The organism is Microbulbifer epialgicus (assembly GCF_041447265.1).
Classification (GTDB): Bacteria; Pseudomonadota; Gammaproteobacteria; order Pseudomonadales; family Cellvibrionaceae; genus Microbulbifer; species Microbulbifer epialgicus.
The window spans coordinates 29125-53276 of record NZ_JBGMEK010000023.1 but is presented as its reverse complement, the minus strand read 5'-3'; the positions used below and the strand labels follow the sequence as shown (position 1 = coordinate 53276).

Genomic DNA, 24152 nt, shown 5'->3' with positions numbered 1-24152 from the left:
TGAGGTGAAAATCCGAATTCTAGCCGCCGGGGGGAAGATGCCCGGCTGGGTGCAGGAGGGCTACGCCGAATACGCCAAGCGCCTGCCACGGGAAATCTCCCTGGAAATGGTGGAAATTCCCCTGGGGCAGCGCGGCCAGAAAAGTTCAGCGGCACTGATCGAAAAGGCGCGGAAAAAAGAGGGCGAGGCAATGCTTGCAGCCCTCGGCCCTCGCGATCATGTGGTGGCGCTAGACGTAAAGGGCAAGCCCTGGAGTACGGAGCAGCTGTCAAATCAGCTGCGCGATTGGCAGCTATTGGGCGAAAATATCAGCCTTCTGGTTGGTGGTCCTGATGGGCTTTCCCAAGAGTGCCTGGGTAAGGCTCGACAACGCTGGTCCCTTTCCCCGCTGACCCTGCCGCACCCATTAGTGCGAGTGGTTTTGTCCGAGCAGATTTATCGTGCCTGGACTTTGTTGGCCGGGCATCCCTACCACAAATGAGATGTTTGCGATGAATTGCGGAGAGAATTGCCAACAGAGGTGGTCTCTCCGTCTGTGCCCTGTGGTAATGTAGTTCTACTAGACATTTAGTGCGCCAGTCAAAATCATTCAAATAAATTCCAATGCCTCACGACCACCACCTAAAGGACCCATACACGGAGCAGCGGTTATTTCGCAATCGTATGATGGTGGCTGTTTTCGCCGTGATTGCGCTACTGGGGGTTTTGGTTGCGCGCTTCTACAACCTCCAAGTTATAAATTACGACGATTACCGTACCCAGTCTGATGAAAACCGTATCCAGGTGCGCCCGGTCGCGCCGACACGAGGATTAATTTACGATCGCAACGGCATCTTGCTAGCGGATAACCGCGCCAGTTATAACCTTTCCATAGTGCGCGAACGCGTTCAGGATTTGGGGGCGACCCTGGAATTAATCGGTCACCTGATTCGTCTCGATGACAGCGATGTGGCCAAATTTCGCAAACGTATGAAACGGCGGCGCCCATTTGAGCCGGTGCCATTGCGCTTTCGCCTGAGCGAAGCGGAGATAGCGCATATCAGTGTCAATCAATTCCGTATGCCTGGCGTCTCCGTAGAGGCTGAATTGGTGCGCTACTACGCGCTCGGGGATTTGTTTGCCCACAGCGTTGGCTATGTGGGCCGTATCAGTGATCGTGATTTGAGCAACTTCACTGAAGAGGATGTGCGCCTCTATCGGGGGACCAGTAGTATTGGCAAGGTGGGTTTGGAGCGTTCCTACGAGAAAACCTTGCTAGGTGAAGTGGGTTACGAAAATGTGGAGATCAATGCACGTGGACGTGTGCTGCGTGTACTGGAGAGAGAAGATCCCAAGCCCGGTGCCGATTTAACTCTGCACCTGGATGCGCGCCTGCAACAGGTGGCTTCCGATGCCCTTGGTGATCGCCGCGGCGCGGTGGTTGCTATCGATGTCAATACTGGTGGCGTGCTAGCTTTTGTGAGCAAGCCTTCGTTCGATCCCAACCTCTTTGTAACCGGCATTAGCTTTGCCGACTACCGCGCCCTCAGTGATTCTCTTGATGTTCCCTTGTTTAACCGTGCCGTACAGGGCCAGTATCCACCGGGCTCTACGCTAAAGCCCCTAATGGGGCTCGGTGGGCTTGAAGCAGGGCTTATTTCCCGCGAAACCAAAATCAAGGACCCCGGTTTCTACAAGCTGCCAAATGACCCACGTATCTACCGTGACCATGTGCGCTGGGGACACGGTGAGAAGGTGGACTTAATTCAGGCCATGGCGCAGAGCTGCGACGTCTATTTCTGGGATATGGCACACCGCTGGGATATTGATGGAATGCACGATATGGCCGCCCACTTCGGCCTGGGCTCCAAGACCGGTGTCGACCTGCCGATGGAGCGATCCGGTCTCTTTCCCTCGCGTGACTGGAAGCGTGGTGCGAGAGGCATGCCCTGGTTCCCTGGCGACAGTCTGAATGCGGTACTGGGGCAGGGTTTTGTACTGGCCACCCCACTGCAGCTAGCGGTGATGACGGCCACTATTGCCAATCGCGGAACACACTATCGTCCACAAATGGTAAGAACGGTCGACGGAGTCGAACAACCACCGGAAATACTGCACAACCTAGAGGCCCATCCGGCTAACTGGGATCTGGTATTTGAGGGCATGGAAGCCGTAGTGAATCGTAGCTATGGCACAGGTAAGCTCGCCGGCAAGGATCTGGATTTCCGTGTCGCTGGAAAATCCGGAACCGCCCAGGTGGTAGGTATTGCCCAGGGGGCGCGTTATGACTCTGAAGCGCTGCAGGAACGCCATCGCGATCACGCTCTGTTCGTGGCCTTTGCGCCAGTGGACAAGCCGCGTATCGCAGTTGCGGTTTTGGTGGAAAATGGTGAAGCGGGTGGCGCTGTGGCTGCACCGGTAGCCAGAGAGCTGTTTGCCGAATGGGTGCCGCGCCCCCAAGTAGAGACTGCGCAGAATATTCGTATTATCGGGGGGGCGGACAATGGCTAGTCGCGATTTTTCCCACCGGCTGTCTGACGCACATGGCAGTCTCAGAAGGCCGGTGAGCCTGGCCCGTCGTCTGCACATTGACGTGCCACTGTTGGTGCTTTTACTGGTACTGGCCTCAGTGGGGCTGGGGGTGCTCTACAGTGCCTCCGGCGGGGATATGAACTATGTTCGCCGCCAATCTATCTTCATGTGCCTGGCGTTTGTAGCCATGTTTATCGTGGCGCAGATACCTCTGGATTTTTACCGGCGCTGGTCGCCTTGGGCCTATCTGGGGGGCTGTGCCCTGCTGGTGGGGGTACTGCTGTTTGGCACTGGTGCGAAAGGTGCTCAGCGCTGGCTGGAAATAGCCGGCTTTCGCTTCCAGCCGTCGGAAGTCATGAAGCTCGGTGTGCCGATGATGGTGGCCGCCTTCCTGCACCAAAGAGCGCAGCCGCCCTCTCTTATGACTGTTTTAGGGGCCCTGGCTATAGTAGCGGTACCGGCCGCGCTAATTGTGCGACAGCCGGATCTGGGTACCTCAATTTTGATCGCAGCATCTGGCCTGTTTGCTCTGTATCTTGCCGGCTTGAGCTGGAAAATGATCGGCGCTGCCAGTTTGGGGATGCTGGTTTCGGCCTGGCCAATTTGGCAGTGGGGACTCAGGGATTATCAACGCCAGCGAATCCTGACCCTGCTCAACCCCCATGATGATCGCTTTGGCGCCGGCTGGAATATTTTTAATTCCAAGGCCGCCATCGGTTCCGGCGGTATGTATGGCAAAGGGTATCTTCAGGGCACTCAGTCACAATTAGACTTCCTGCCGGAGAGCCATACCGACTTTATTATTGCCGTGCTAGCGGAAGAGTGGGGGATGCGCGGTGTCTTATTGCTGTTACTACTCTACGTTTTGGTTATTGCGCGAGGCATCTATATTAGCTTTATGGCGCAACACCTGTTTGGACGATTACTGGCGGGGAGTATAACGCTCACTTTTTTTGTCTATGTGTTTGTAAACATTGGTATGGTTACAGGATTATTGCCAGTGGTAGGGGTGCCTTTGCCGGTGATCAGTTACGGGGGTACCTCGCTAATCACCTTGATGGCAGGATTCGGTATCCTAATGGCCGTAGGGACAGAGCGGCGCAGAGTACATTTTTGACAGGTGTTGCGCTGAAAATTAAATAACTGGATGTAGAGACGCGTGATGAAGACAGGAGCGGTCGTTTTGAAGTGGACCTCGGGACTAATCGTTGGGATAGGGCTTGCCCTTGCCGCCTGCGCACAGGAGCCTGGTCACGGCGACAATGCGGATGCCCAGAAATTTGTAGAGTACATGGTGCAAGAGCACCAGTTTGACCGCGAAGAAATGCAGGATCTGATGCGTGAAGCCAAGCGCAAGGACTCGATTCTGAAAGCGATCAGGCGCCCTGCTGAGAAAGCCAAACCTTGGTACGAATACCGTAAGCTGTTTTTAACCCCACAGAGTATCGCCGGCGGTGTTGATTTTTGGGACAAGAATGCTGAGGCCCTGGCCGAGGCGGAGAAAAAGTATGGTGTGCCGGCGGAGATGATAGTTGCCATTATCGGCATCGAAACACGCTACGGCGGTAATATGGGAGGCTACCGAGTGCTAGACGCACTTTCCACACTGGCCTTCAACTACCCGCGCCGCTCTCAGTTCTTTACCAAGGAGCTGGAAAATTATCTGCTGCTGACCCGCGACCAGGGTATGGACCCATTGGCTCTAAAGGGCTCTTACGCTGGTGCTATGGGTTATGGCCAATTTATGCCATCCAGTTACCGCGCCTACGCGGTAGACTTCAGTAACGATGGCAAGGCGGATATTTGGAATAACACCACCGATGCCATTGGCAGTGTCGCCAACTACTTGGCCAAGCACGGTTGGAAGCCCGGCGAGCCAGTCACGGTACTGGCTAACCCACGTCCCAATGCGGATATGACCATTGTCAATGACACCCTTCAGCCCGAGTGGACCGTGGGAGAGCTGGCGGAGAAGGGCTTCAACGCCACCAGCCAAGTGGCACCGGAAATGCCGGCTATTGTTTTCTCCTTGCAAACAGAACAGGGCAGGCAGTTCTGGCTGGGGCTCAATAACTTTTCCACCATTACTACATATAACCGCAGCCGCCTCTATGCCATGGCGGTGAATGAGTTGGCCCAGGAAATTGTCAAAGCGCGTGGCGGGAAGTCTTGAGCGGGGCACTAAAGCTGCGCTCGGATAAAAAATTGCCAATATTGGGGAACCAATGGCATTGCGTGTAATCGAAAATTTTTCGTTTAACCAGGCAATTTAAGATAATAGCGGCTTGGAGACGGCAACCTCGGGTTGCCGCGCGCCGGGGGGATTATGTTTCAGTGCAATATGCGGCGTGGAGTTCTCCTCGCCGCTTTGTTTTTGGTGGCCTGTGGAGCGCCACAACCCAAACCTGCTAAACAGGCCGAGCCAGATTTTGGTAGTGTCAAGGACAGTGGCCCGACCGCGCCGGTGGACATGCTGGCGACACCCGAACCCACTCCTGTGCGCGAGCCTATAGGTTCGGCTGGAAACAAGTCTCCTTACAAGGTTAACGGCGTCACCTACCGTGTGCGCGACAAAGTTGGTGGCTATAAAGAGCGTGGCCAGGCATCCTGGTATGGGACCAAGTTCCACGGTCGCCGAACAGCCAATGGTGAAATTTACAATATGTACGCCATGTCTGCGGCGCACAAAACTCTGCCCCTGCCCAGCTATGCCAAGGTAACCAACCTGGACAATGGCCGCAGCATTATTGTGCGCGTAAATGATCGCGGTCCCTTTGTACATGGTCGTATTATCGACCTAAGTTATACTGCCGCCCAAAAGCTTGGGTACGTGGATAAAGGTATCGCCCGTGTGGAAGTGGAGGCTCTGGACCCAGCTTCATTACCGCCGGTGACTGAAACTTTGCTGGCCGGTGATGTAAAGAGTGGTCTGCCACAGGATGCCAGTATCAAACTGCCGGATAATACCTTTCTCCAAGTGGGAGCCTATAGCAACGCCGCCCAAGCGGAGAAAGTGCGTACCCAACTGGCTGCAGGAATTGACTATCCTGTGTCTGTCAGTCCTGTAACGCGTAGTGGCAAGACGTTTTACCGGGTTCGTATCGGGCCAATCTCCCAACAGCGTGCCCTGGCCAATGCGCGTGAAGCCGTGCAGAAGAGCCAGTTGGGAGACCCCCAAGTGGTGTACGAATAGCTTCTGTGACTATTGTCCTAGGGTGGTGTTTTTACCCGGACAGTCAGAGGCGGGTTTGACGTACAGCAGTTAACTGGATAGTCGTTCACAAAATACTGCGCATTGGCGCGCATTTTCTTGTATTTTGTCAGTATGTACTGGCTGGCGGCATTTGGTGACAAACCATGGCCGTGAATTAATCATATAAAATAAGTATTGGGTTAACAGCCAGCCAACGAACACGAGGATTAATGAGACACTCACCTATGATCACACGGATTATCGCCTGCTCTTTCCTGTTAGTTTGTGCGGGCCTGGCCCAGGCGCAGTCACTCATTCCGGCCCCGCCCCAACTGGCGGCTGCCTCCTACTTATTACTGGATGCAAACACCGGCCAGGTGCTGGTGGAGCACGAAGCGGATAAGCAGGTGCCCCCTGCCAGCCTGACCAAAATGATGACTGCCTATATTGTTTCGGAAGAGATTCTGAAGGGCAGTGTTAAAGAAGAGGATAAGGTACGCATCTCCGAGAAGGCCTGGCGTAAGGGCGGTTCTAAGATGTTTGTCAAGGTTGGTGACCAGGTACCGGTTATCGACCTGATGCGTGGCGTGATTATCCAATCCGGAAACGATGCCAGTATTGCCCTGGCCGAGCACGTTTCCGGTAGCGAGGAAGTGTTTGCTGAAGTGATGAACCAGCAGGCGGAACTGCTTGGCATGGAAAACACACACTTCGTGAATGCCACTGGCTGGCCGGCAGAAGGACATCTGACCTCCGCTCGCGACCTCGGTATCCTGGCTCGAGCGCTGATTATGGATCACCCGGAGCACTACGATATCTACTCCGAGAAGTACTTCAGCTACTCCGGCATTAACCAGCCCAACCGCAACCGCTTACTGTGGCGCGACTCGGCGGTGGATGGCATCAAGACTGGCCACACCGAGGAAGCCGGCTATTGCCTGGTGGCTTCTGCGATGAAGCGGGGTATGCGCTTGATTGCCATCGTTGTGGGTACCGATAGCGATGAGAAACGCGCTTCTGAGACCCAAAAATTACTGGCTTACGGTTTCCGCTACTATCAGACCCACAAAGTTTATGGTCAGGGTGAAGTCCTGCAGACCGAGCGCGTTTGGGGTGGTAAGGAGCCGAGTGTCGGCATCGCGGTAGAGAAAGATATCTTCGTTACCATCCCTCGTGGTGGAGAGGAGGGCATCAAAGCCGATCTAATTGTTGATGGTGAGTTAGAGGCTCCGATTGAAAAGGGCCAACCGGTGGGTAAGGTTGTGGTGACCCTGGATGGTCAGACTGTCGCCGATGTAAAGGCGGTTGCCGCTGAAGAGGTAGAGCGTGCGGGCTTCTTCAAGCGTATTTGGGATTCCATCAAGCGCTTTGTGATGGGCTTTTTCAACTAGCAGTTATCAAGCCCAGAACCCCAGGGGTGGTTTTCAGGCCGCCCCTGGCCAGCCCCCCAAAATCTCTGACCACTTCCGCCGTCATTTCCTGTCCACTGTTCACCAGCCACTGTATAATCGCCGCCCGGCTGCGCCTAAGCTTTCCTCATTATCTGACAGCCGGGCCCCGGAGAGTGGTATGAGTCAAGATCCCAATCAGCAACCCCCGAAAATCGAGTTCCCTTGCGAAGACTATATGGTCAAGGTCGTGCGTGACGCCAATGGCGAGGCGCATGAGTTTGTACTGGATGTGATGCGTCGCCACGTCCCAGGGTTGGATGAAGACCGCATTACCCTGCGCGATAGCAGTACTGGGAGATTCACTTCCATGACTTTCTTTATCCTGGCAACCGGTGAGGATCAACTCAGGGCCCTGTTTGAGGAGCTCAAAGAGCATCCTGCGGTTCATATGGTGCTTTGATGACTGTTGTTCGCAACCTTGCCCGACGGGATTACGAGGCTGTCTGGCGTGCTATGTCTCGCTATACCGATTCCCGTAGTGAAAAAAGTGTGGATGAAGTCTGGTGCGTGGAGCATCAACCGGTTTTCACCCAAGGTCAGGCTGGAAAAGCGGAACACCTCCTGAATACCGGTGATATTCCGGTGGTGCAGGTGGATCGAGGTGGCCAGGTTACATACCACGGTCCCGGCCAACTGGTGGTTTATCCGCTGCTGGATTTACGCCGTGCGAAGATCGGCGTAAGGGATCTGGTGACAGCGCTTGAGAGCGCTACGGTAGCAACCCTGGAAACCTCTGGTATAGCAGCGGCGCCCCGTGCCGACGCGCCGGGGGTTTATTTGACTGAAGGTCCGCGCAAGGGTAACAAAATCGCCTCCATTGGCCTGCGAGTACGTCGCGGCTGCAGTTTCCACGGTATTGCCATCAACATTGATATGGATCTGGCGCCATTCCTCCGTATTAACCCCTGCGGTTATGCCGGAATGCAGATGGTGCAGATGTCTGAGTTACTGCCGCAGGTACCTACCTGGAATCAGGTGGCAGAAAAATTTGTATGCGAATTACTGCGCGCCCTCAAGCTGTCCCCGGCAGAGTGGCAGCCGTTAGAAGAACACACTTTGGCGCAACTGAGCGCGGAACAGCAGGAATTGAGTAATGGCTGACAAACCCGAACTGGTACCGGTAAAACGCACCCGCCGCCTCCAGCAGGGAGAGAAATTGCGCGATGGTGATAAGGTCGAACGTATCCCAGTCAAGGTGATTGCCAGTGATACGCTGTTACGCAAGCCAGACTGGATTCGTGTAAAAGTCCCCGCTTCCAAAGAAGTGGACCGTATCAAGAGCATTCTGCGTTCGCAAAAGCTCTCCACAGTCTGTGAAGAGGCCAGCTGCCCCAACCTGGGGGAGTGCTTTAGTGGTGGTACCGCGACCTTTATGATCATGGGGGAAATCTGTACGCGCCGCTGCCCATTCTGTGATGTGGGCCACGGTAAACCCAACCCCCTAGACCCCGAAGAGCCCAGGAGTCTGGCTGAAGCCATCGCGGCCATGAGCTTGCGTTATGTAGTGATCACTTCGGTAGATCGCGATGATTTGCGCGACGGTGGCGCCGAGCATTTTGCCGAATGTATCCGTGAGTCCCGTCAGCTTTCGCCGAACCTCCAAGTAGAAATTCTCACCCCGGATTTCCGTGGTCGCATGGAGGTGGCGCTGGATATCCTCGGGAAGGAAGCGCCGGATGTGTTTAATCACAATCTGGAAACTGTGCCGCGCTTGTACCGGGAGTCTCGCCCTGGCGCCAACTATAAGTGGTCCCTGAAGCTGTTGCAGGAATACAAGAAACGTCGACCAGATGTATTGACCAAATCCGGTTTGATGGTGGGCCTCGGTGAGACAAAGGAAGAAATCTTTCAGGTAATGGATGATATGCGTGAGCACGATATCGATATGCTCACCATCGGCCAGTATCTACAGCCAAGCAAGGAGCATTTGCCTGTACAGCGCTATGTACATCCGGACGAGTTTGAAGAGTATCGCCGCTATGCCGAGCAAATTGGCTTCAAACACGCCGCTTGCGGCCCGCTCGTGCGATCTTCTTACCATGCTGATAAGCAGGCGCATGGTGAAAAGGTAGGCTAGTCTCGATCTATATCTGGTATTTATAAGGGTGCTCAGGTGCACCCTTATTTTTATAGTCCTTTCCTAAGCCCGCCAATTCTGTTCTCTATTTACTGATCTACATAATTCGGTGCAGATCGGCTTTCTATTAGCAGGCATTGGCCTTGTTATTTTTGTATTAAGTAGTGGATCGGGTTGGCCTTATCCATTCCCCTTCCCTCTTTTTAAGTTTCTTGTATGCCAGGTTGCTACAAGAGAGTTTACTTATTTAGCGCCCGTTTATAGCGACTCCTACAAGTATCACGCTTGGAACAAACTGTAGAGTAATACCATCTCCAGCATAGGTAATGATTAGCTTATTGTATTAGTATCCCTGAATTTGACTGGAGTCACCTCGTAGTAAGTAATCGGTGTGCTTAGGGAGACACTGGTTTTCTTGATGTAATAGTTAAAGTCGCTAGTTTCTGAGCTTCTTGCTAACTGAACTCGTTATAGAAATATCCATAATTGTTATTGCAGCAATAAGTAAAGGATTTAATTTAAAGTTGGCTTTGTGGGGGCTGGGTCACAAGAGGCTCAGATTAAAGGCCATCGCCTATGTTTTTCTCGGGGGTTAATGGCGGAATTATAAAAAGTCGATTTTGATTGTGGATTTGTTATTGCTGCATCAAGAAATTTTAATACTACAAGATATATCCAAAGGGTGCTCAGAAAAATTGCAGCTGATATTGTCGCTGGAAAAGAGTGTTTGCGGTGAAATAATATTGTGGGTCGATAGTGGTGGAAGTTAAAAGTTTTTAAAATATAGTAAATCCGCTGAATTAAAAAAATTGACTATTTAGTCAATCAATGTTTTTGCTAGGGTAGACCTTAGATACTTAGCAATTATTGCGCTCTAAGCTAATCTTCAGTAACTTTAGGATAACAATAAGGATAAGAAGGTATTACTTTTCTTATAGCCACAACTGCCATACTCCCCTAGAAAGGTCTCATCATGGCAGACTGAAGTGGTAATTTAGTTTTAAGCGGCAAATACTTCGGGCGCAGCTCACTGAACTCTGTGTGGTACCTGGATACAGGTTGTGATGGGCGCCAGGACGTACCAGATCACAATAAACACAATAATGAGTGAGGAAAGCGATGACCCCGGAAGAGCGATACGAAAAGGTGAAAGGCCTCCAGCCTTTGGAGCTTCTCTATAAGAGAGAGGCCGAAGAGCCAGAAACAGTATTTCTCCGCCAGATGCAACAGCGTCAGTGGCGAGAGTATACGTGGCGTGAGGTGATGGACAGGGCCCGTAGGGTTGCCGGTTACCTGCGCAATCAATTTGAGCCCGGAGATCGTATCGCTCTTCATGCAAAAAACTGTGCCGACTGGATTATTGTCGATGTGGGTATCATGCTCGCCGGGATGGTCAGTGTTCCCCTATATCCCGGGCAATCTGCATCTTCCATGTCCTACGTTTTGCAACACTCTGAATCAAAAGTCCTGTTCTGTGGCGCTACGGATAACAATACGGCATTGCAGGAGGTGGCGGATTCATTGCCGAGCGTGGCAATCCAGCGCTGTGAGATCCGCTGTGATCAAGAGCTGGAGGCGATCATAAACTCCAGTGAGCGTTATGCGGAGAGTCCGGTATTCGATGAAGATGACCTTTTCACGATAATGTATACCTCCGGTACCACTGGTAATCCGAAAGGCGTTATGCATACTTGGTCTTCGGTGATCTTTGTTGTACCAAATATGATCCGGGGTTATGGATTTAACGACTCCGATCGTGTTCTGTCCTACTTACCGCTGGCCCATGCTGCTGAGAGAATCCTTGTGGAGTTCCACTGTCTCTACTCGGGTACGCCGGTACACTTCCCGGAATCCCTGGATACTTTTCTTGAAGATTTACAGCGTACCCGTCCTACTATGTTCTTTTCAGTACCCAGGCTGTGGACTAAGTTCAAAGAGGGTATAGACGAAAAAATTCCGCCCGCGCTACAGAATGTATTACTGCGTATTCCGGGCTTAAACAGCTGGTTAAAAAATAAGGTGCGCGCGGGCCTGGGCCTGGATGAGGCGCGTATGCTGGTAACCGGCGCATCGCCCATTTCCATAGAGTTACTGCGCTGGTATGAACGGATGGGTATGCAGATTGCCGATGGTTACGGTATGACAGAAAACTTTATCTACGGTTGCTTCGTATTGCCCGGAGAGGACCCGGTGCCGGGTACGGTAGGCAAGACTTACCACGGTTGTGAATTAAAGATCTCCGAGGAGGGCGAGATATTATTCAAGAGTGGCTCACTTATGAAGGGCTACTACCTGGAGCCCGAGAAAACAGCGGAAGTGATTCGTGATGGTTATTATCATACTGGGGACTCCGGTTTTATTGATCAGGATGGCTTGCTGCATATTACCGGGCGAATCTCCGAAACATTTAAAACCAGCAAAGGAAAATTTATCCAGCCCAGTCGTCTTGAGGGATATTTTGGGAACGAAACTCTGCTGGCGCAACTGTGCGTGTTAGGTCATGGTATGGACCAGCCGGTTATGCTCGCAACCCTCTCTGAGAGCGCTGAGAAAATGCCCCGCGTCGAAGTCAGCGAGCAATTACAGCGTGTGTTGGAGACGGTAAATGAACGGTTGCCTCACCATGAACGCATTAAGACTATCTTTGTCTGTAGGGAGGAGTGGACACCATTAAATGAGTTCCTCACTCCAACTCTGAAGATCAAGCGCAAGGTTCTGGAGTCTCATTACCAGCTTTTATTTAAGCAGTTTGCTGATATTCAAGGGGTTGTATGGGAGCCTCGGGACAGCGATAGTGCACAAAAAGAGGTAGCCGACCTTCAAGCGGTCAACTGAATTATGTGAGAGGTTCAGGGCCAATTTGAATAGCGCGGCAACTTATCGTTGTCGAACTTTTACTGGTTTGTATGATATTTAAAGAGCCTCTGAATAACTTCATAATATTTCTGCAGGGCCTTGGAGGCTACAGATGTTAGGCGCAGTTCGCAACGAATGGCTTTTGCCTCTTACTAAAAAGGGGGAGGGAAAGAATACACTGCGCTCGGGACCGTATGAGGCATGGATGCCGATTACGAGCTTACAGGGATGTATTCACAGCGAGTCTCGAGTGCAGTGTATTCTTTCCTTCTGACCCAAGTAGTATAAGAGCTGCAATACATCAGCTGCGGGCTTAAAGCCCCGCCGAGCGGGGCTTTCGGAGCAATTCCCACTCCGCGTTGCGACTTCTAACATCACGGAACTCGTCAGACGCTCCTAAATAACTGAGAGTCATCACACTGATATTAATGCATGTAACTGAGGCAATTGTTAGTGGTTCCCGAGTGGCCCACTTCAATGCTTTCGGCGGAGCACTCGAAGTCGTCATTGAACTTGCAATCTTCCATTTTACAGGCGCCTACACCTGCAGTGCGAGAGCTGCGAGTGTGTTTCGAATTAGTGAAGAAAGTATCGCAATCTGGATTTGCTCCTTCACCGATTGTAATAGCTCTGGCATGGCAGCCGTCGTTGGCATTATAGGCACACTGGGTAGCGGCACATCTGCTGACTTCAGGCATATCTGTCGCGATAATCATGGCTGTCTTCTCCTGGTTGGTAAAAAGGAGACTAGCCCAGCCCTGTAGCATGTCAACGTAAAAACCACAGTGTTTGTAAGGTGTTGGAAAGTGTAAATATCTTTCAAGACTAGTGGGAAGTTGTGCTGGAAACAGCGTCCGGCACAGGACAGATAATAACTTATTAGTCTAGCCAACCTTTTTTTATTCAATTTCGAAACTACAGTTAGTCTTGGCTTCCCAGGCCATCAGTAGCAATTCTTTATGCTCGCCAGGTAGTATGACTTTCCCTTCGGCCCTTAATCCGATTCTTTCCAGGAGCTTCACTGAGGGCGTATTGTTGGGCAGGGTGATAGCAACAATGCGCTCCAAGCCCAATGTTTTGTAGGCGTGGCGCATAATCGCCCGGGAGGCCTCCAGTGCGTAGCCTTTGCCTCGGTGCTCTGGAAGGAAAGCGAAGCCGATATCTACATCGTCGAGACCTTCACGTTTGATCAGGCCACAGGTTCCGATTCCTGTGCCGTTTTTAAGCTTCACTTTATACAGGCCGAAATTGTGCTCACGGTACATGGTTAGGGGGCCATCCTGGATATATTTGCGCGCCTGTTCCAGGTTGCGCACAGCACGATCGCCAATATTTCGCAAAAAGTCTGTATCGTTCAGCAGCTTGAGAGTCAGCTCTGCATCATTTTCGTTGAATTCACACAGAACCAGGTTGGGCGTATTTAACTGGAACATATTGGGCCCATACAGTTTTTTTATCAGGCATTTATTTTGCCTGCCAGGGGATTACTTTGCGAGTGGTCGCGTTGAAGTGTAAAGGGGGGAGATAAAGGGGTGTCCCCCGCTTAAAAAGGGGGGACGAGCGAAGCGCTAGCGCCGGGTTAGAAGCGGTAGGTTACATTGACGGATGCGGACTCTGCAGTTGGGCGGGAGGTCACATTCGCGCTCAGGGCGATAGATTCCGCTGCTTGCCAGCGAATACCGGCGATCAGGCCCATGCCGTCGTCGAATAATCCCTGGTCCACACTAGAGTAGCTGGGCATCGCGTTCATATTACCCGTCATCGACTTAACACCGACTTCGAGGGTGTCTTCGTCGTTGCCACGGGTGTCTTCGTACCAGATCTGGGCGTAGGTGTTAACGGTATTCCAGCTCTTGTTAGCAAAGGCACCGAAACGCATGGTGGTGTAACGACGCTCCTGGTCACCATAGTTCATACCGAGTGGATCATACTCATTGCCAACTGAGTCGGTATAAGTGAAGCCTTCTATATCGTCCTCGGTATAGCCATCCACGTCCATGGTGGCTTTGGTCACGCCAATGAAGGGACCAAATTGGAAGGTGGAGTAACTAAATAGGTTGGCACCGGCAGTCAGGCTCAGGGTGGTATTTTCTCCAGAAGTATCCCCTTCCAGTTCGGATGAGAAGCTGTTGCCGAGGACCAGGGCACGATTTACCTGATCGAAGTCCACATCCGTCAGAGTCGCGCTACCTTCTACAAAGAAAATATCGTGGTGGAAACGACCATACAGGCTGTAGTTGGTAGAGGTAGACTCGATATCGGCGCGGGCATTGTCCACGTCGATATCGGAGCGGCTAATCGCCAAGCCCAGCTCGAGATTGTCACGCAGAGCATAAGTCATGCCGATCAGGCTGGCATCGCTATCTCCGCTCATATCGGCGGCAAAACCGTTATCGTAGTCGATGTCACCGAAGACACTGCCCACAAACACGCCAGTCTGGGCTTGGCTGTAACGTACACCTGCCAGGTTTTCATCCAGGCTGTTGGTGTGGGTACGGGCTGCCTGGGCACCAATATCCGGCAGCTGGCCGGCAACCTGGGCTGCGTTAACAATGGCGGTATAGTAGTCGGCGAGTACCTGCTGACCAACCTGGGTGGGGTGCACGGTGTCGTTGAAAATAAGCTTGGAAGCATCTGGAGCAGATCCATTTTTGCCGTAAACTTCGTGCTCAATACATTCACCGCCGCTGCCATCGTAACAATACTGGCCCTGGTCGAACTCAGCAGACAGGCCCAGCTGGCCGGCGTTTTCCAGTGCTACTTTGAGTAGGCCGGCTTGGTCTACCATCAACACGCCTTCGATATCTTTGGCCTGAGCCAACAGGCTGGCGTTAAAAGCTTCAGAAGCACCGCTGGCTTCTAGAAGTATTTTATCAACTTCGCTTGGCAGTAAAGCGTCAGCCTCATCCTGAGTCATTGCGCCTGCGGCTACAGCTTTAGACAACTCAGTATTTACCTTTTCATAAGCTTTGGCGTAAACAGCAGGGGTTTTGCTTATATCCGGTACATTGGATACCAGAATATAGTTGGCTCCTGCGCCGGACAGGGCACCGGCTGCGGTTGCCAGCATAGTGGAGGCAATACCGATTTCAACGGTAGCTTCGTCCCTGCTCATCTCGCCGTCAGCGACACTTTTAAAACCGCTAAGTAGGTCGTTGCCGCCGCCATTTATCCAATAGAGGGCGTTGGCATCGGCATGCCCCAAGGTTGTCTCAAGGTAACCCCTTCCCATTGGGTGTGGGTTTCCAGAGGTACCAGTAGAGGCAATAATCGCTTGCAATGCTTGCTTAGCTTCGTTTTCGGCAGTTTTGGCTTGCTCACCTAGTTCAGCTGCGGTGGCCAAATCACCTTGTAGTTGTGCAGCTTTTGCTTTTGCTGCCAGTTGCGCAGCTTCTTCCTGTTTTAGTTGTAGTTGGCCTAAAAGCTGAGAATCTGGGTAGGCTGGAAGACCATCAGTTCCGACATGGGGCATCAACGCGCTGAGGAGGTTGTGCCGGGCTGGGCTATCTTGCAAGCCATTTGCTTCCAGGAAAGCTGTGTAGCTTTCGGTGCCAATAATATTCATCAATACATCAGCAGCTTTGTGGCCACCTACAGCCCAGACATTTCCAGCATTTTGGGTACCACTGACAACCTGCATTGAAACTGAGTCTTTAAGCTCTGTAGGGCTCAGTGATTGATCAACATTTGGTAGGCAGTAAGGAGATTGCATTCCAGAGCAGGAAGCAGTCATGGATCCCAGTCCCAGATTTTGAGAAAGGATATTGATAGCAATATCGTTGGCATCACCACCATTGGTAAATGCATCGTAGTTACCTACGTCGGTCAGGCTGTCACCAAAAGCAATAACCTGGGTGAACGCTGATTCCTCTGCTAATACAGAGGTGCTGGTCATGGTCGCAAGTGCAATAGCGGCGGCGAGGCTGCGCTTGACGTTGGGCATGGTTTTCTCCTAGTCGCGGTAATCACACACCCGGGAGTACATCGGGAGGAGCCCAGAGGAAACAACTGGATGTGTGCCTTTATTGTTCTTTGTTCCTGTACCTCAAGGAAGCTGGGCAATACTAGCGGATTTGACCGGGACAATAAAATAAGTCACGAGCAAAGAGGCTGGCTGCTTGGTTACTTCAGAAATGGAATGGTCTTGAGAGACGTTCTACAAAAGTGGCGCAATGGTACTGAATGATTGTTTTTAAGTAAATGTGTAGTAACCCTTAATATCCTCAGCTAGTGGTGGGGCTCGCATCGTATTTTCAGACTGGTTGCCAGGTGCATCGGTAGCGTATGTTTATTTTTTTTCGCTTGATTGAGAGAGTTACTTTAAACTCTTGAGAAGTTTCAAGAGGCTACCGTTTGTTATTTGTTTTATGAATTTGAGAGGGATATCTTGAGTACTCGGAAAAGAATCCAGATTTCCCTGGATGAAGTTCAATTTAGTGCGGTGCGCTCCCAAGGGGCCGGAGGCCAAAATGTAAACAAGGTTTCCAGTGCTATCCATCTGCGCTTTAATATCCATGAGTCCTCGTTACCGGAAAATATCAAGCAGCGATTACTGCAATTGAGGGATAGACGGATTTCTTCCGATGGAATTCTGGTGATCAAGGCCCAGAGTTTTCGTACCCAAGAAAAAAATCGTACGGATGCTCTGGAGCGTTTGCAGGAGCTAATTCAAAAAGCTACTGTGGTTCCGAAACAGCGGATACCCACCAAGCCGAGTCGTGGAGCAAAAGAGAGGCGCTTGCAAACTAAAAGCCGGCGCTCTCAGGTAAAGGCGATGCGCGGAAAAATTAAAGAGTAGTTATTTCGAATAAACAGTTTTACTGAATGGTTATGGCTTTGATTTTCTCTCGAGCCTTGAAGTTTTGAAGAACGAGCGGAGTTTGCGCTTGTGCCAGTTTTGAATACAAATACGGCCAAGCATTCTTTTGGTGGAATTTTTTTCTCATCAGAGCTGTCTATATCCGGGTCGCTATGGGTTTAAAGTAGCCTTTCGGGCGAATATTAACTCATTCAATCTATATTCGCCTACTGTGCGTAATAGGGTAAATTAACTGTTTGAACATGAAAGAAAAAAAGGTGTTTTTATGGGGGAAATTGAAAACATACTTGAATTTCTGGTGGAGACAGAAAAATTAAAAAATATTTTACGCAAAACCAGGCCCGTAGGACTGAGTCGCAGGGAAAACTCAGCTGAACACAGCTGGCATGTGTGCCTGGCTGCATTGATGTTGAAAGACTATGCCAATGAATCTATCGATATTAATCGCGTAATCAAGATGTTGCTGATCCATGATCTGGGTGAAATAGATACCGGGGATACTATTGTGTATGCGGCGGAAACTGCTGAGTTAAAGTCGGCTGAGGAGGAGGGAGTTAAGCGTTTGCTGGACAAGCTGCCTGAGGGGCAGGGGAATGAATACCTGCTATTGTGGCGGGAGTTTGAAGCTGGTGAAACAGCAGACTCCCGATTTGCCCGTGCAATTGATCGGGTACCACCTCTAATCCAAAACCTTCATAGTGAGGGGCACACTTGGCGAGAGTACAACATTAGCAAAGAGCAGGTATTCTCCCTAAATCACCGTATTGCTGACGGCAGCGCCGATTTATGGTGTGTGATAGAAAAAAAGCTCAGCAGTGCAGTGGATAAAGGCATCCTCAAATAAATCGATGTCATTATTTTACGAACTTCACTGCTTTACTGGTGATAGGGTGATCTGTCGAGAATAGCCTGGTATTCCGCCTCACGTTGGGTCAGGGAGAACATCAGGCCACCAATCTCAATTTCCAGTTCGGTGTGTCGTATTTTCAGGCGTGCAATATCCGCCAGCAGCGCGATTCTCTCATCCCGACTGGTTTCGTCCTGCACTAACTGGGCGCTCATTTCTGTCATGTCGTCGAGGAGGTGATCACGCTCCAGTTCCAGGTCGTGAATCGCCGTTGCTATTGCGTTCACTGCACTTCTGGCCATGAAGATATCCCTGCCAGCGCCATAACCGCGTAGAAACAACCCCTCCAAGTCTGCCGGGCATACTCCATTGTAGTTTTCGCCGGAGCGCCCTTCGGCGAAGCCGCGTAGTTCGGTACAAAAGAGCTCGAGCCCTTCATCACGCCCGCTACGGTAGGCATTGGTATTGAGTTGGATGCCGTATTTTGCACAAGCTTCGCGACGGCGGCCCATATAGCCAAGGCCCTTACCTGCGGCTCCATCTTCATACCCTACCGCCTGCCAGTCGGCCATTTGGCATTCATCTTCACTCATAGTGGCACACCCCATGAATAGAAGTGAAAGGGCGGTGAGGAGGATTCCATTTGTTAACTTCACAGTTGCTTCCTGTTATCTGGTTATAAGGAGAGCTTATTCAGGAAAAGCTGACTGCAGGCTGAAGATGATTAGGCGAATACGTCATCATGAATGGAGCTGTGGATGCATATTCTTGGTGAGCCCGTCCATCGGCTTATCTACATGCTATGAGGATGAAAACAAAAGGGAGGGTATGTCTTACTTGTTGAATTTCTGTTGGCTTAATACTCTGTATCGGGAATAGTTGAATCTGACTGGAAGGTGAGGCGAAGTGCCACCACCTACCTGCTGAAGCTTCTGGAGCCTGGAATTGGTGGGATGTGAGTTGGAGATCAGCGATATTCAAACCTTCATTTTCTTCTCTTATCAATTTTTCGACCAGTCGATGTGCCTGTGGATAGGCGACTTACTATTGGGTCAGAAGGAAAGAATACACTGCACTCGAGACGCGTTGTGAATATATCCCTGTAAGCTCGTAATCGGCATCCATGCCTCATACGGTCCCGAGCGCAGTGTATTCTTTCTTTCCCTCATTTTAGTATCAGTGGTAGGTAAGGGATTTCATTTTTGTTTTGCGATATTCCTACTTTTTAGTGGCCACTTCAGATTTTAAGGGCGTTTCGCTATTCCTAACCCTGTTGCGCCAGTTTCCACTATTATATCCCATAATTTTTTGCTATTGATTTGATTGGTATAGCTAATTCAAATATGACTTTGTTGAGTTTTGTTCGCTTGGAATATCTCTATCTTATATCGCTATTAGTGGTTGGTTTATATTCTCTATTTTTTGGTTTTTATTTTTCGAAAAATTTATGATTTATTTTTTGGCGATTACTGCTAAATTATTTCAGTATTCTTTTGTTTGTGTTACGGTTTTATTTGTCGGCTATTCAAGCTGGCTTTATTTGTTGCCCCGTGCTTTTCAAGATTTAAATAATAAAAATAATTCTGGATGACCTGTAGTATTTAATTTTAAGTCAGGTCGTGTCTCCAAGTTCGATAATCTGTACGTTATTTAAATATTGTCGATATCCGGCATTGCTGTTTGTGCAAGTTTTTTGCATGTGATTACAGTGCTCACCTGTATTTTTTGGGGAATTGTCGGTTTGCGCAGGGGGGGATAATTCAATGTGGAGAACATAATGAAAAAAATGATTCGTACATCGCTAATAGGGCTCCTGGTAGTGCCTGGCGTAGCCATGGCGCAGGAACTGTGGATAACTATAGGTAGCGACGGTTATCAAACTCTGAAGAAAAGCAGTACATTGGTGGCTAAGCAATCGCTGGAGGCACAAAATGAGCGCAATGGCATAACGATATTGAGGGTAGATGAAAGTAACCTATCCGATATTTCTACAATTATGCATAACAGCCACAATCGCTGTGGCGGCTTTATGGTGCATGATTCCCTTGAGGAAGCACAGGCCGCACAACTTTCGCCACTGACGAGTACGGTGACTAGTGTTGCCAGCTATACCATCGATAACGCCGATATGGTTAACGCACTGCAGGGAGAAATCTCTGAAGCTAATATTCGCGCAACTATTGAAACCCTGTCGAGTTTTACCAATCGCTATTATACCACCTCGACTGGGGTTGACGCAGCCGAGTGGATTCGCGATAAGTGGCAGTCATTGACCAGTTCCCGTAGCGATGCCTCGGTGCAGCTCTATAACCATAGCTGGGCACAGCCCTCGGTGATCCTCACCATTCAGGGACAGACAGATCCCGATGAGATTGTGGTTTTGGGAGCGCATTTGGATTCCACTGTAGGTTTTGGAACTGGGGAAGGTACCCGGGCTCCAGGGGCTGATGACGATGCATCGGGGATTGCCACCCTTACTGATGTGGTTAATGCGATCGTTGCAACTGATTACAAGCCAGCTAAAACTCTACAATTTATGGGGTATGCGGCTGAGGAAGTTGGCTTGCGCGGTTCCGATGATATCGCTACTGACTACAAGAGCCAGAACAAAAATGTGATTGGTGTCCTGCAACTGGATATGACCAATTACTACGGCTCCAACAGTGATATTTATATAATCGGCGATTATACCAACAGTGCCCAGAATAGTTTCCTCGAAGATCTAGCTCAGACTTACCTGGGCGGTTTGAGTGTCGGTACCACTTATTGTGGTTACGCCTGTTCCGACCATGCCTCCTGGCATGATCAAGGCTTTGCCGCATCCTTCCCGTTTGAAGCCACCTTTAATGGATCCAATCCCCATATCCATACTGTTAATGACACCCTAGCCAACAGTGGTGGTGATGCCAACCATGCCGTGAAGTTTGGCAAATTGGCAGCCGCTTATGTAGCGGAGTTGGCCAAGGGGGGTACCGGTGATGATCCTGGCCCCGATCCTGATCCAGACCCCGATCCAGGCGAGGAGAAAACTGAAAACTTCTCCGGTAGTGTGGCGCGAAGTGGAGAAGAGCACTATGGGCCCTTTGGTGTGATGGCAGGCTCAAGTTTTGTAGCAGATATGACCGGTACTAATGATGCGGACCTTTATGTGCGATTTGGTGCAGCGCCCACTTGGCGCTATTACGACTGTCGACCCTATGAAAATGGCTCCTCGGAAAACTGCACATTACAGGTGCCGGATGGAGAGAGTAAGGCTTTTGTGATGGTTCGTGGCTACAGTCGCCAGACTTCCAGTTTTGAGCTGGAGGTCACTCACACGCCGCAGTAATGGTGGATAACTCTAATTACGGCTTTATGAGACATGACTACGATCAGTAGTGATTAATTAACAGCGGGAAATTGGCATACCTGACAGTTTTGTTTATTTTTCAGGTGTGCCAGTTTTTGACATAAATGAATTTATACGCCAGCAATTTTGGTTTTCTGTGTAACTGTTGTCTAATCAAGCGGGGAAAAATGCTAAAAAGGGTAGAGTTATTAGCATTGACGCTAAAGTTTTTAGCTGTTGAGGTGGGCTGATATATTTCGACTGCCATCAAAAATACATCTTAGCAGCGGGAGTCAAGTAAAAATAATTTCTGTGCATCACTACCTAAGGGACCCGGTGGTGTGCTGTCCGAATTAATAATGAGAAGAGAGGACGGGCAACATGCAAACCCATTTGTTGAAACCTTTGTCGCTAGCCATTACTGTCGCACTGAGTGCTCCAGGTGCTTTTGCACAAGAGCAGGGAGGACAATCTCCGGCTACCGACGATCACACCATGGAAGAGGTGATTACCACCGGAACACGTAAGGAGGGTGTTTCACCAACTGAGTCCCTGTCCCCTGTGGATGTGGTTGGCGGAGAAAATCTGGCTGATCAAGCCAGCTTTGACTTGACTGAGTCTCTGGCAAAAGTTGCCCCGTCTTTTAATACTCAACGTTTCCCCATTGCGGATGGCACGGCGTTTATCCGCCCTGTGACCTTGCGCAATCTGTCTCCAGATCAAACCCTGGTTTTAGTCAATGGTACTCGTCGACACAGATCCGCCCTGGTCAATCTGCAGCTCGCTCCCTTGGGAACGGTCAACCAGGGAGCTCAGGCAGTGGATTTCGCTACCCTGCCATCAATGGCAATCGAACGGGTGGAGGTATTGCGTGATGGTGCTTCGGCGCAATATGGTTCCGATGCAATCGCCGGTGTGGTGAATATTATTTTAAAGGATGATGCAGAGGGATTCGGCTTCTCCGCACAAACGGGTGAATATTTTGAAGGGGATGGAACTCGTAACAGCTTCGCTGCCAATGCCGGTTTTAACCTTTGGGATAAGGGTTTTGCCAATGGCACTGTGGAATATTCCAAGGCCGATAAAACCTGGCGAGGTGTCGCTCATGAAGATGCAGCTTTTGTTGGCAGTGTAGTAGGCGAGGAGCAAGTGCCCCTGGATGGCCTCGGCCAGCGCTGGGGTGACCCGGATGTGGAGGCGCTGAAATTTTTTGTAAACACTGGGCTGGAGATTAGTGACGACATTGAGCTGTATGGAAATTTTGGTTATTCCAGCAACGAAACCATTTCTGACTTCTTCTATCGCGGGCCAGTCCTGGACCCAGAGTATCAGTTTACCGCCCGAGGAACTTTGCAGGTAGATATGCCTAATGACCCCGATGATCCCGATAGTATTGATTACCTGCCGGACCCGGCACCTCAATCACTGATCGATTATATTATCGGCCAAGGTTTAAACCCCTCTGATTACTTGGTCGCAGACGATTCCAGTCCCAGCGGCTATATCCTGCGCAATCCCATTTATACCCAGTTTCCCGGCGGTTATAATCCGCAATTCGGAGCGGAAATTCACGATATTTCAGCCGTTGTGGGTGCACGCGGAGAATGGCAAAATGGGTTGACTTGGGATCTGCGCGCGCGCGTTGCGGAGAACGAGGTGGAATATGTGCTGAGGGGTTCTATCAACCCCAGTCTGGGTCTATTGTCACCGACCAACTTCAAGCCCGGCTCCCTTACCCAGGAGGAGACCAGCCTCAACGCGGACTTTGTAAAATCTATCGATATTGCTGGTCTAGCCTCTCCCCTGAATGTCGCTTTTGGTGCCGAGTGGCGTGAGGAAACTTATTCCATCGGTGCTGGCGATGCGGCTTCTACCGAGGTGGGCCCCACGGCTGCCTATTTTGGAGTGGGCTCGGATGGCTTCCAGGGTTTTCCTGCAGAGGCAGTGGGTAGTTACAGTAGTGAGAGTATTGCCGCCTATATCGATCTTGAGGCCAATGTGACCGATGCACTGATTCTCGGTGCGGCACTGCGTTTTGAGGAGTACGATGAATTCGGCTCCACTTCCGACTGGAAGCTCTCCGCCCGTTACGATATCAATGAGCGCCTCGCCCTGCGCGGTACTATAAATACCGGTTTCCGCGCGCCAACTCCTGGTCAGGTGAATACCCTGAATGTAACTACCACCGCAGACTCCAGCGGTAACCTGATTCCAAATGGAACCTATCCAGTGAATCACCCGGTTGCCATGGCTCTGGGTGCATCTGAGCTAAGCCCGGAAGAGTCCACCAGCTTCACTCTGGGAGCTGTTTTCTCTCCGTTTGATAATACCAACGTCACCATGGATTATTACAGTATTGATATCGAGGATCGTCTGGCACTGCGCAATAATGCCATTGGTGATGCGGCGGTTGAGCTGTTACAAAATGCAGGTGTTGAAAATGCAGTGCTGTTAAACGGCAGTAACGCTAACTATTTTGTCAATGCCTATGACTCTGACGTTTCGGGTATCGATCTCGCGATTACCAGCGATTTTGAAGTGGCTGGTAATTTACTGGTAGTGGATTTGCGCCACAACCATAATAAGCAAGAGGTTAGCAATGTCGCGGTAAATACCATCAATGCCTCTAGGGTCTTCGACCTTGAGAACCAAGTGCCCAATGATCGTACAACCCTGACCTTCGATTTAGATACCGGGGATATTTTCAGTGGTTACCTGCGCCTGAACCGTTACAGCGATTGGAAATCCACAGGTGGATTATTTGGCGAGGGCGACGCTTCTGATACCTATAGTTACAGCAGTGAGATACTGGTGGATCTGGAAGCCACTTTTACTCTTTACGACAATTATAAAATTGCTATAGGTGGTGAAAATATCTTTGATGTGCAGCCGGATGATGAACAGGATGGCACCTTGCAATTCTTAGGCGTGCGCCATGCGCTGACTTCACCATTTGGTTTTAACGGTGGCTTTTGGTATCTGCGCGCCAGTGCTGATTTCTAAATGCGCTAGCAGTTTGGTATTAACGGCTTAATGGGGCACAAGGATGTGCCGCCGTCCGCCATAGGCC

The 24152-nt window shown here is 50.5% G+C and carries 18 protein-coding genes; 14 read left to right on the top strand and 4 right to left on the bottom strand.

Annotated elements, in window-relative coordinates; all coding sequences use genetic code 11:
• Positions 1 to 4: 4 nt before the first annotated feature.
• The 10 genes from rlmH (at position 5) to ACCI49_RS11810 (ending at position 12067) form a co-directional block, all read left to right on the top strand.
• A complete protein-coding gene (rlmH, locus tag ACCI49_RS11855) occupies positions 5 to 481 on the top strand; it encodes a 23S rRNA (pseudouridine(1915)-N(3))-methyltransferase RlmH (protein ID WP_371839199.1) in 477 nt (158 codons plus the stop codon).
• Between the two features lie 122 nt (positions 482 to 603).
• Positions 604 to 2490 carry a penicillin-binding protein 2 gene (mrdA, locus tag ACCI49_RS11850; RefSeq protein WP_371839198.1) on the top strand — a complete coding sequence of 629 codons (1887 nt, stop codon included), beginning with the start codon at positions 604 to 606 and terminating at the stop codon, positions 2488 to 2490.
• The gene (gene rodA, locus ACCI49_RS11845; protein WP_371839196.1) at positions 2483 to 3628 is read left to right on the top strand and encodes a rod shape-determining protein RodA; all 1146 of its coding nucleotides are present in this window, start codon (positions 2483 to 2485) and stop codon (positions 3626 to 3628) included. The genes mrdA and rodA overlap by 8 nt, the downstream gene beginning before the upstream one ends.
• A gap of 45 nt (positions 3629 to 3673) precedes the next feature.
• On the top strand, positions 3674 to 4684 hold the full coding sequence (mltB, locus tag ACCI49_RS11840; RefSeq protein ID WP_371839195.1) for a lytic murein transglycosylase B: 1011 nt from the start codon (positions 3674 to 3676) through the stop codon (positions 4682 to 4684).
• A gap of 153 nt (positions 4685 to 4837) precedes the next feature.
• Positions 4838 to 5704 (top strand): septal ring lytic transglycosylase RlpA family protein, encoded by an 867-nt coding sequence (locus ACCI49_RS11835; protein WP_371839193.1) that lies wholly within the window; start codon positions 4838 to 4840, stop codon positions 5702 to 5704.
• A 245-nt stretch (positions 5705 to 5949) separates the two neighbouring features.
• The gene (locus ACCI49_RS11830) at positions 5950 to 7095 is read left to right on the top strand and encodes a D-alanyl-D-alanine carboxypeptidase family protein (RefSeq protein WP_371839192.1); all 1146 of its coding nucleotides are present in this window, start codon (positions 5950 to 5952) and stop codon (positions 7093 to 7095) included.
• A gap of 178 nt (positions 7096 to 7273) precedes the next feature.
• Entirely contained in the window at positions 7274 to 7555 is a 282-nt protein-coding gene (locus ACCI49_RS11825) for a YbeD family protein (protein WP_371839190.1), read from the top strand.
• Positions 7555 to 8256, top strand: coding sequence for a lipoyl(octanoyl) transferase LipB (lipB, locus tag ACCI49_RS11820; RefSeq protein WP_371839188.1), 702 nt, complete (start codon positions 7555 to 7557; stop codon positions 8254 to 8256). Before ACCI49_RS11825 ends, lipB begins: the two co-directional genes overlap by 1 nt.
• Positions 8249 to 9232, top strand: coding sequence for a lipoyl synthase (lipA, locus tag ACCI49_RS11815; RefSeq protein ID WP_371839186.1), 984 nt, complete (start codon positions 8249 to 8251; stop codon positions 9230 to 9232). Before lipB ends, lipA begins: the two co-directional genes overlap by 8 nt.
• A gap of 1119 nt (positions 9233 to 10351) precedes the next feature.
• On the top strand, positions 10352 to 12067 hold the full coding sequence (locus tag ACCI49_RS11810) for an AMP-binding protein (RefSeq protein ID WP_371839184.1): 1716 nt from the start codon (positions 10352 to 10354) through the stop codon (positions 12065 to 12067).
• 446 nt (positions 12068 to 12513) lie between these two features.
• Here the strand turns inward: ACCI49_RS11810 and ACCI49_RS11805 are convergent, their stop codons facing one another.
• The 3 genes from ACCI49_RS11805 to ACCI49_RS11795 form a co-directional block, all read right to left on the bottom strand.
• Positions 12514 to 12804 carry a DUF1540 domain-containing protein gene (locus ACCI49_RS11805; RefSeq protein ID WP_371839182.1) on the bottom strand — a complete coding sequence of 97 codons (291 nt, stop codon included), beginning with the start codon at positions 12802 to 12804 and terminating at the stop codon, positions 12514 to 12516.
• A gap of 183 nt (positions 12805 to 12987) precedes the next feature.
• Positions 12988 to 13521, bottom strand: coding sequence for a GNAT family N-acetyltransferase (locus ACCI49_RS11800; protein WP_371839180.1), 534 nt, complete (start codon positions 13519 to 13521; stop codon positions 12988 to 12990).
• A gap of 146 nt (positions 13522 to 13667) precedes the next feature.
• The gene (locus ACCI49_RS11795) at positions 13668 to 16031 is read right to left on the bottom strand and encodes an autotransporter outer membrane beta-barrel domain-containing protein (RefSeq protein WP_371839178.1); all 2364 of its coding nucleotides are present in this window, start codon (positions 16029 to 16031) and stop codon (positions 13668 to 13670) included.
• A 441-nt stretch (positions 16032 to 16472) separates the two neighbouring features.
• Here ACCI49_RS11795 and arfB point away from each other — a divergent pair, with 441 nt between their 5' ends.
• Positions 16473 to 16886 carry an alternative ribosome rescue aminoacyl-tRNA hydrolase ArfB gene (arfB, locus tag ACCI49_RS11790; RefSeq protein WP_371839219.1) on the top strand — a complete coding sequence of 138 codons (414 nt, stop codon included), beginning with the start codon at positions 16473 to 16475 and terminating at the stop codon, positions 16884 to 16886.
• Positions 16887 to 17172: 286 nt separating this feature from the next.
• Complete coding sequence (locus tag ACCI49_RS11785) at positions 17173 to 17751, top strand: HD domain-containing protein (protein ID WP_371839176.1); 579 nt, start codon at positions 17173 to 17175, stop codon at positions 17749 to 17751.
• A 32-nt stretch (positions 17752 to 17783) separates the two neighbouring features.
• Here ACCI49_RS11785 and ACCI49_RS11780 read toward each other — a convergent pair whose 3' ends face one another.
• Positions 17784 to 18347, bottom strand: coding sequence for a DUF2799 domain-containing protein (locus ACCI49_RS11780; protein WP_371839175.1), 564 nt, complete (start codon positions 18345 to 18347; stop codon positions 17784 to 17786).
• Positions 18348 to 19531: 1184 nt separating this feature from the next.
• Here ACCI49_RS11780 and ACCI49_RS11775 point away from each other — a divergent pair.
• A complete protein-coding gene (locus ACCI49_RS11775; RefSeq protein WP_371839173.1) occupies positions 19532 to 21082 on the top strand; it encodes a M28 family peptidase in 1551 nt (516 codons plus the stop codon).
• A gap of 381 nt (positions 21083 to 21463) precedes the next feature.
• On the top strand, positions 21464 to 24085 hold the full coding sequence (locus tag ACCI49_RS11770) for a TonB-dependent receptor plug domain-containing protein (RefSeq protein WP_371839171.1): 2622 nt from the start codon (positions 21464 to 21466) through the stop codon (positions 24083 to 24085).
• Positions 24086 to 24152 lie beyond the last annotated feature (67 nt).

Coding starts and splice junctions, on each gene's coding strand:
- ACCI49_RS11810 (WP_371839184.1), top strand. CDS start 10,352: ATGACCCCGGAAGAGCGATACGAAAAGGTGAAAGGCCTCCAGCCTTTG.
- ACCI49_RS11830 (WP_371839192.1), top strand. CDS start 5,950: ATGATCACACGGATTATCGCCTGCTCTTTCCTGTTAGTTTGTGCGGGC.
- ACCI49_RS11795 (WP_371839178.1), bottom strand. CDS start 16,031: ATGCCCAACGTCAAGCGCAGCCTCGCCGCCGCTATTGCACTTGCGACC.
- ACCI49_RS11775 (WP_371839173.1), top strand. CDS start 19,532: ATGAAAAAAATGATTCGTACATCGCTAATAGGGCTCCTGGTAGTGCCT.
- mrdA (WP_371839198.1), top strand. CDS start 604: ATGCCTCACGACCACCACCTAAAGGACCCATACACGGAGCAGCGGTTA.
- mltB (WP_371839195.1), top strand. CDS start 3,674: ATGAAGACAGGAGCGGTCGTTTTGAAGTGGACCTCGGGACTAATCGTT.
- ACCI49_RS11805 (WP_371839182.1), bottom strand. CDS start 12,804: ATGATTATCGCGACAGATATGCCTGAAGTCAGCAGATGTGCCGCTACC.
- rodA (WP_371839196.1), top strand. CDS start 2,483: ATGGCTAGTCGCGATTTTTCCCACCGGCTGTCTGACGCACATGGCAGT.
- lipA (WP_371839186.1), top strand. CDS start 8,249: ATGGCTGACAAACCCGAACTGGTACCGGTAAAACGCACCCGCCGCCTC.
- ACCI49_RS11780 (WP_371839175.1), bottom strand. CDS start 18,347: ATGAGTGAAGATGAATGCCAAATGGCCGACTGGCAGGCGGTAGGGTAT.
- ACCI49_RS11825 (WP_371839190.1), top strand. CDS start 7,274: ATGAGTCAAGATCCCAATCAGCAACCCCCGAAAATCGAGTTCCCTTGC.
- lipB (WP_371839188.1), top strand. CDS start 7,555: ATGACTGTTGTTCGCAACCTTGCCCGACGGGATTACGAGGCTGTCTGG.
- ACCI49_RS11770 (WP_371839171.1), top strand. CDS start 21,464: ATGCAAACCCATTTGTTGAAACCTTTGTCGCTAGCCATTACTGTCGCA.
- ACCI49_RS11835 (WP_371839193.1), top strand. CDS start 4,838: ATGTTTCAGTGCAATATGCGGCGTGGAGTTCTCCTCGCCGCTTTGTTT.
- ACCI49_RS11785 (WP_371839176.1), top strand. CDS start 17,173: ATGGGGGAAATTGAAAACATACTTGAATTTCTGGTGGAGACAGAAAAA.
- ACCI49_RS11800 (WP_371839180.1), bottom strand. CDS start 13,521: ATGTTCCAGTTAAATACGCCCAACCTGGTTCTGTGTGAATTCAACGAA.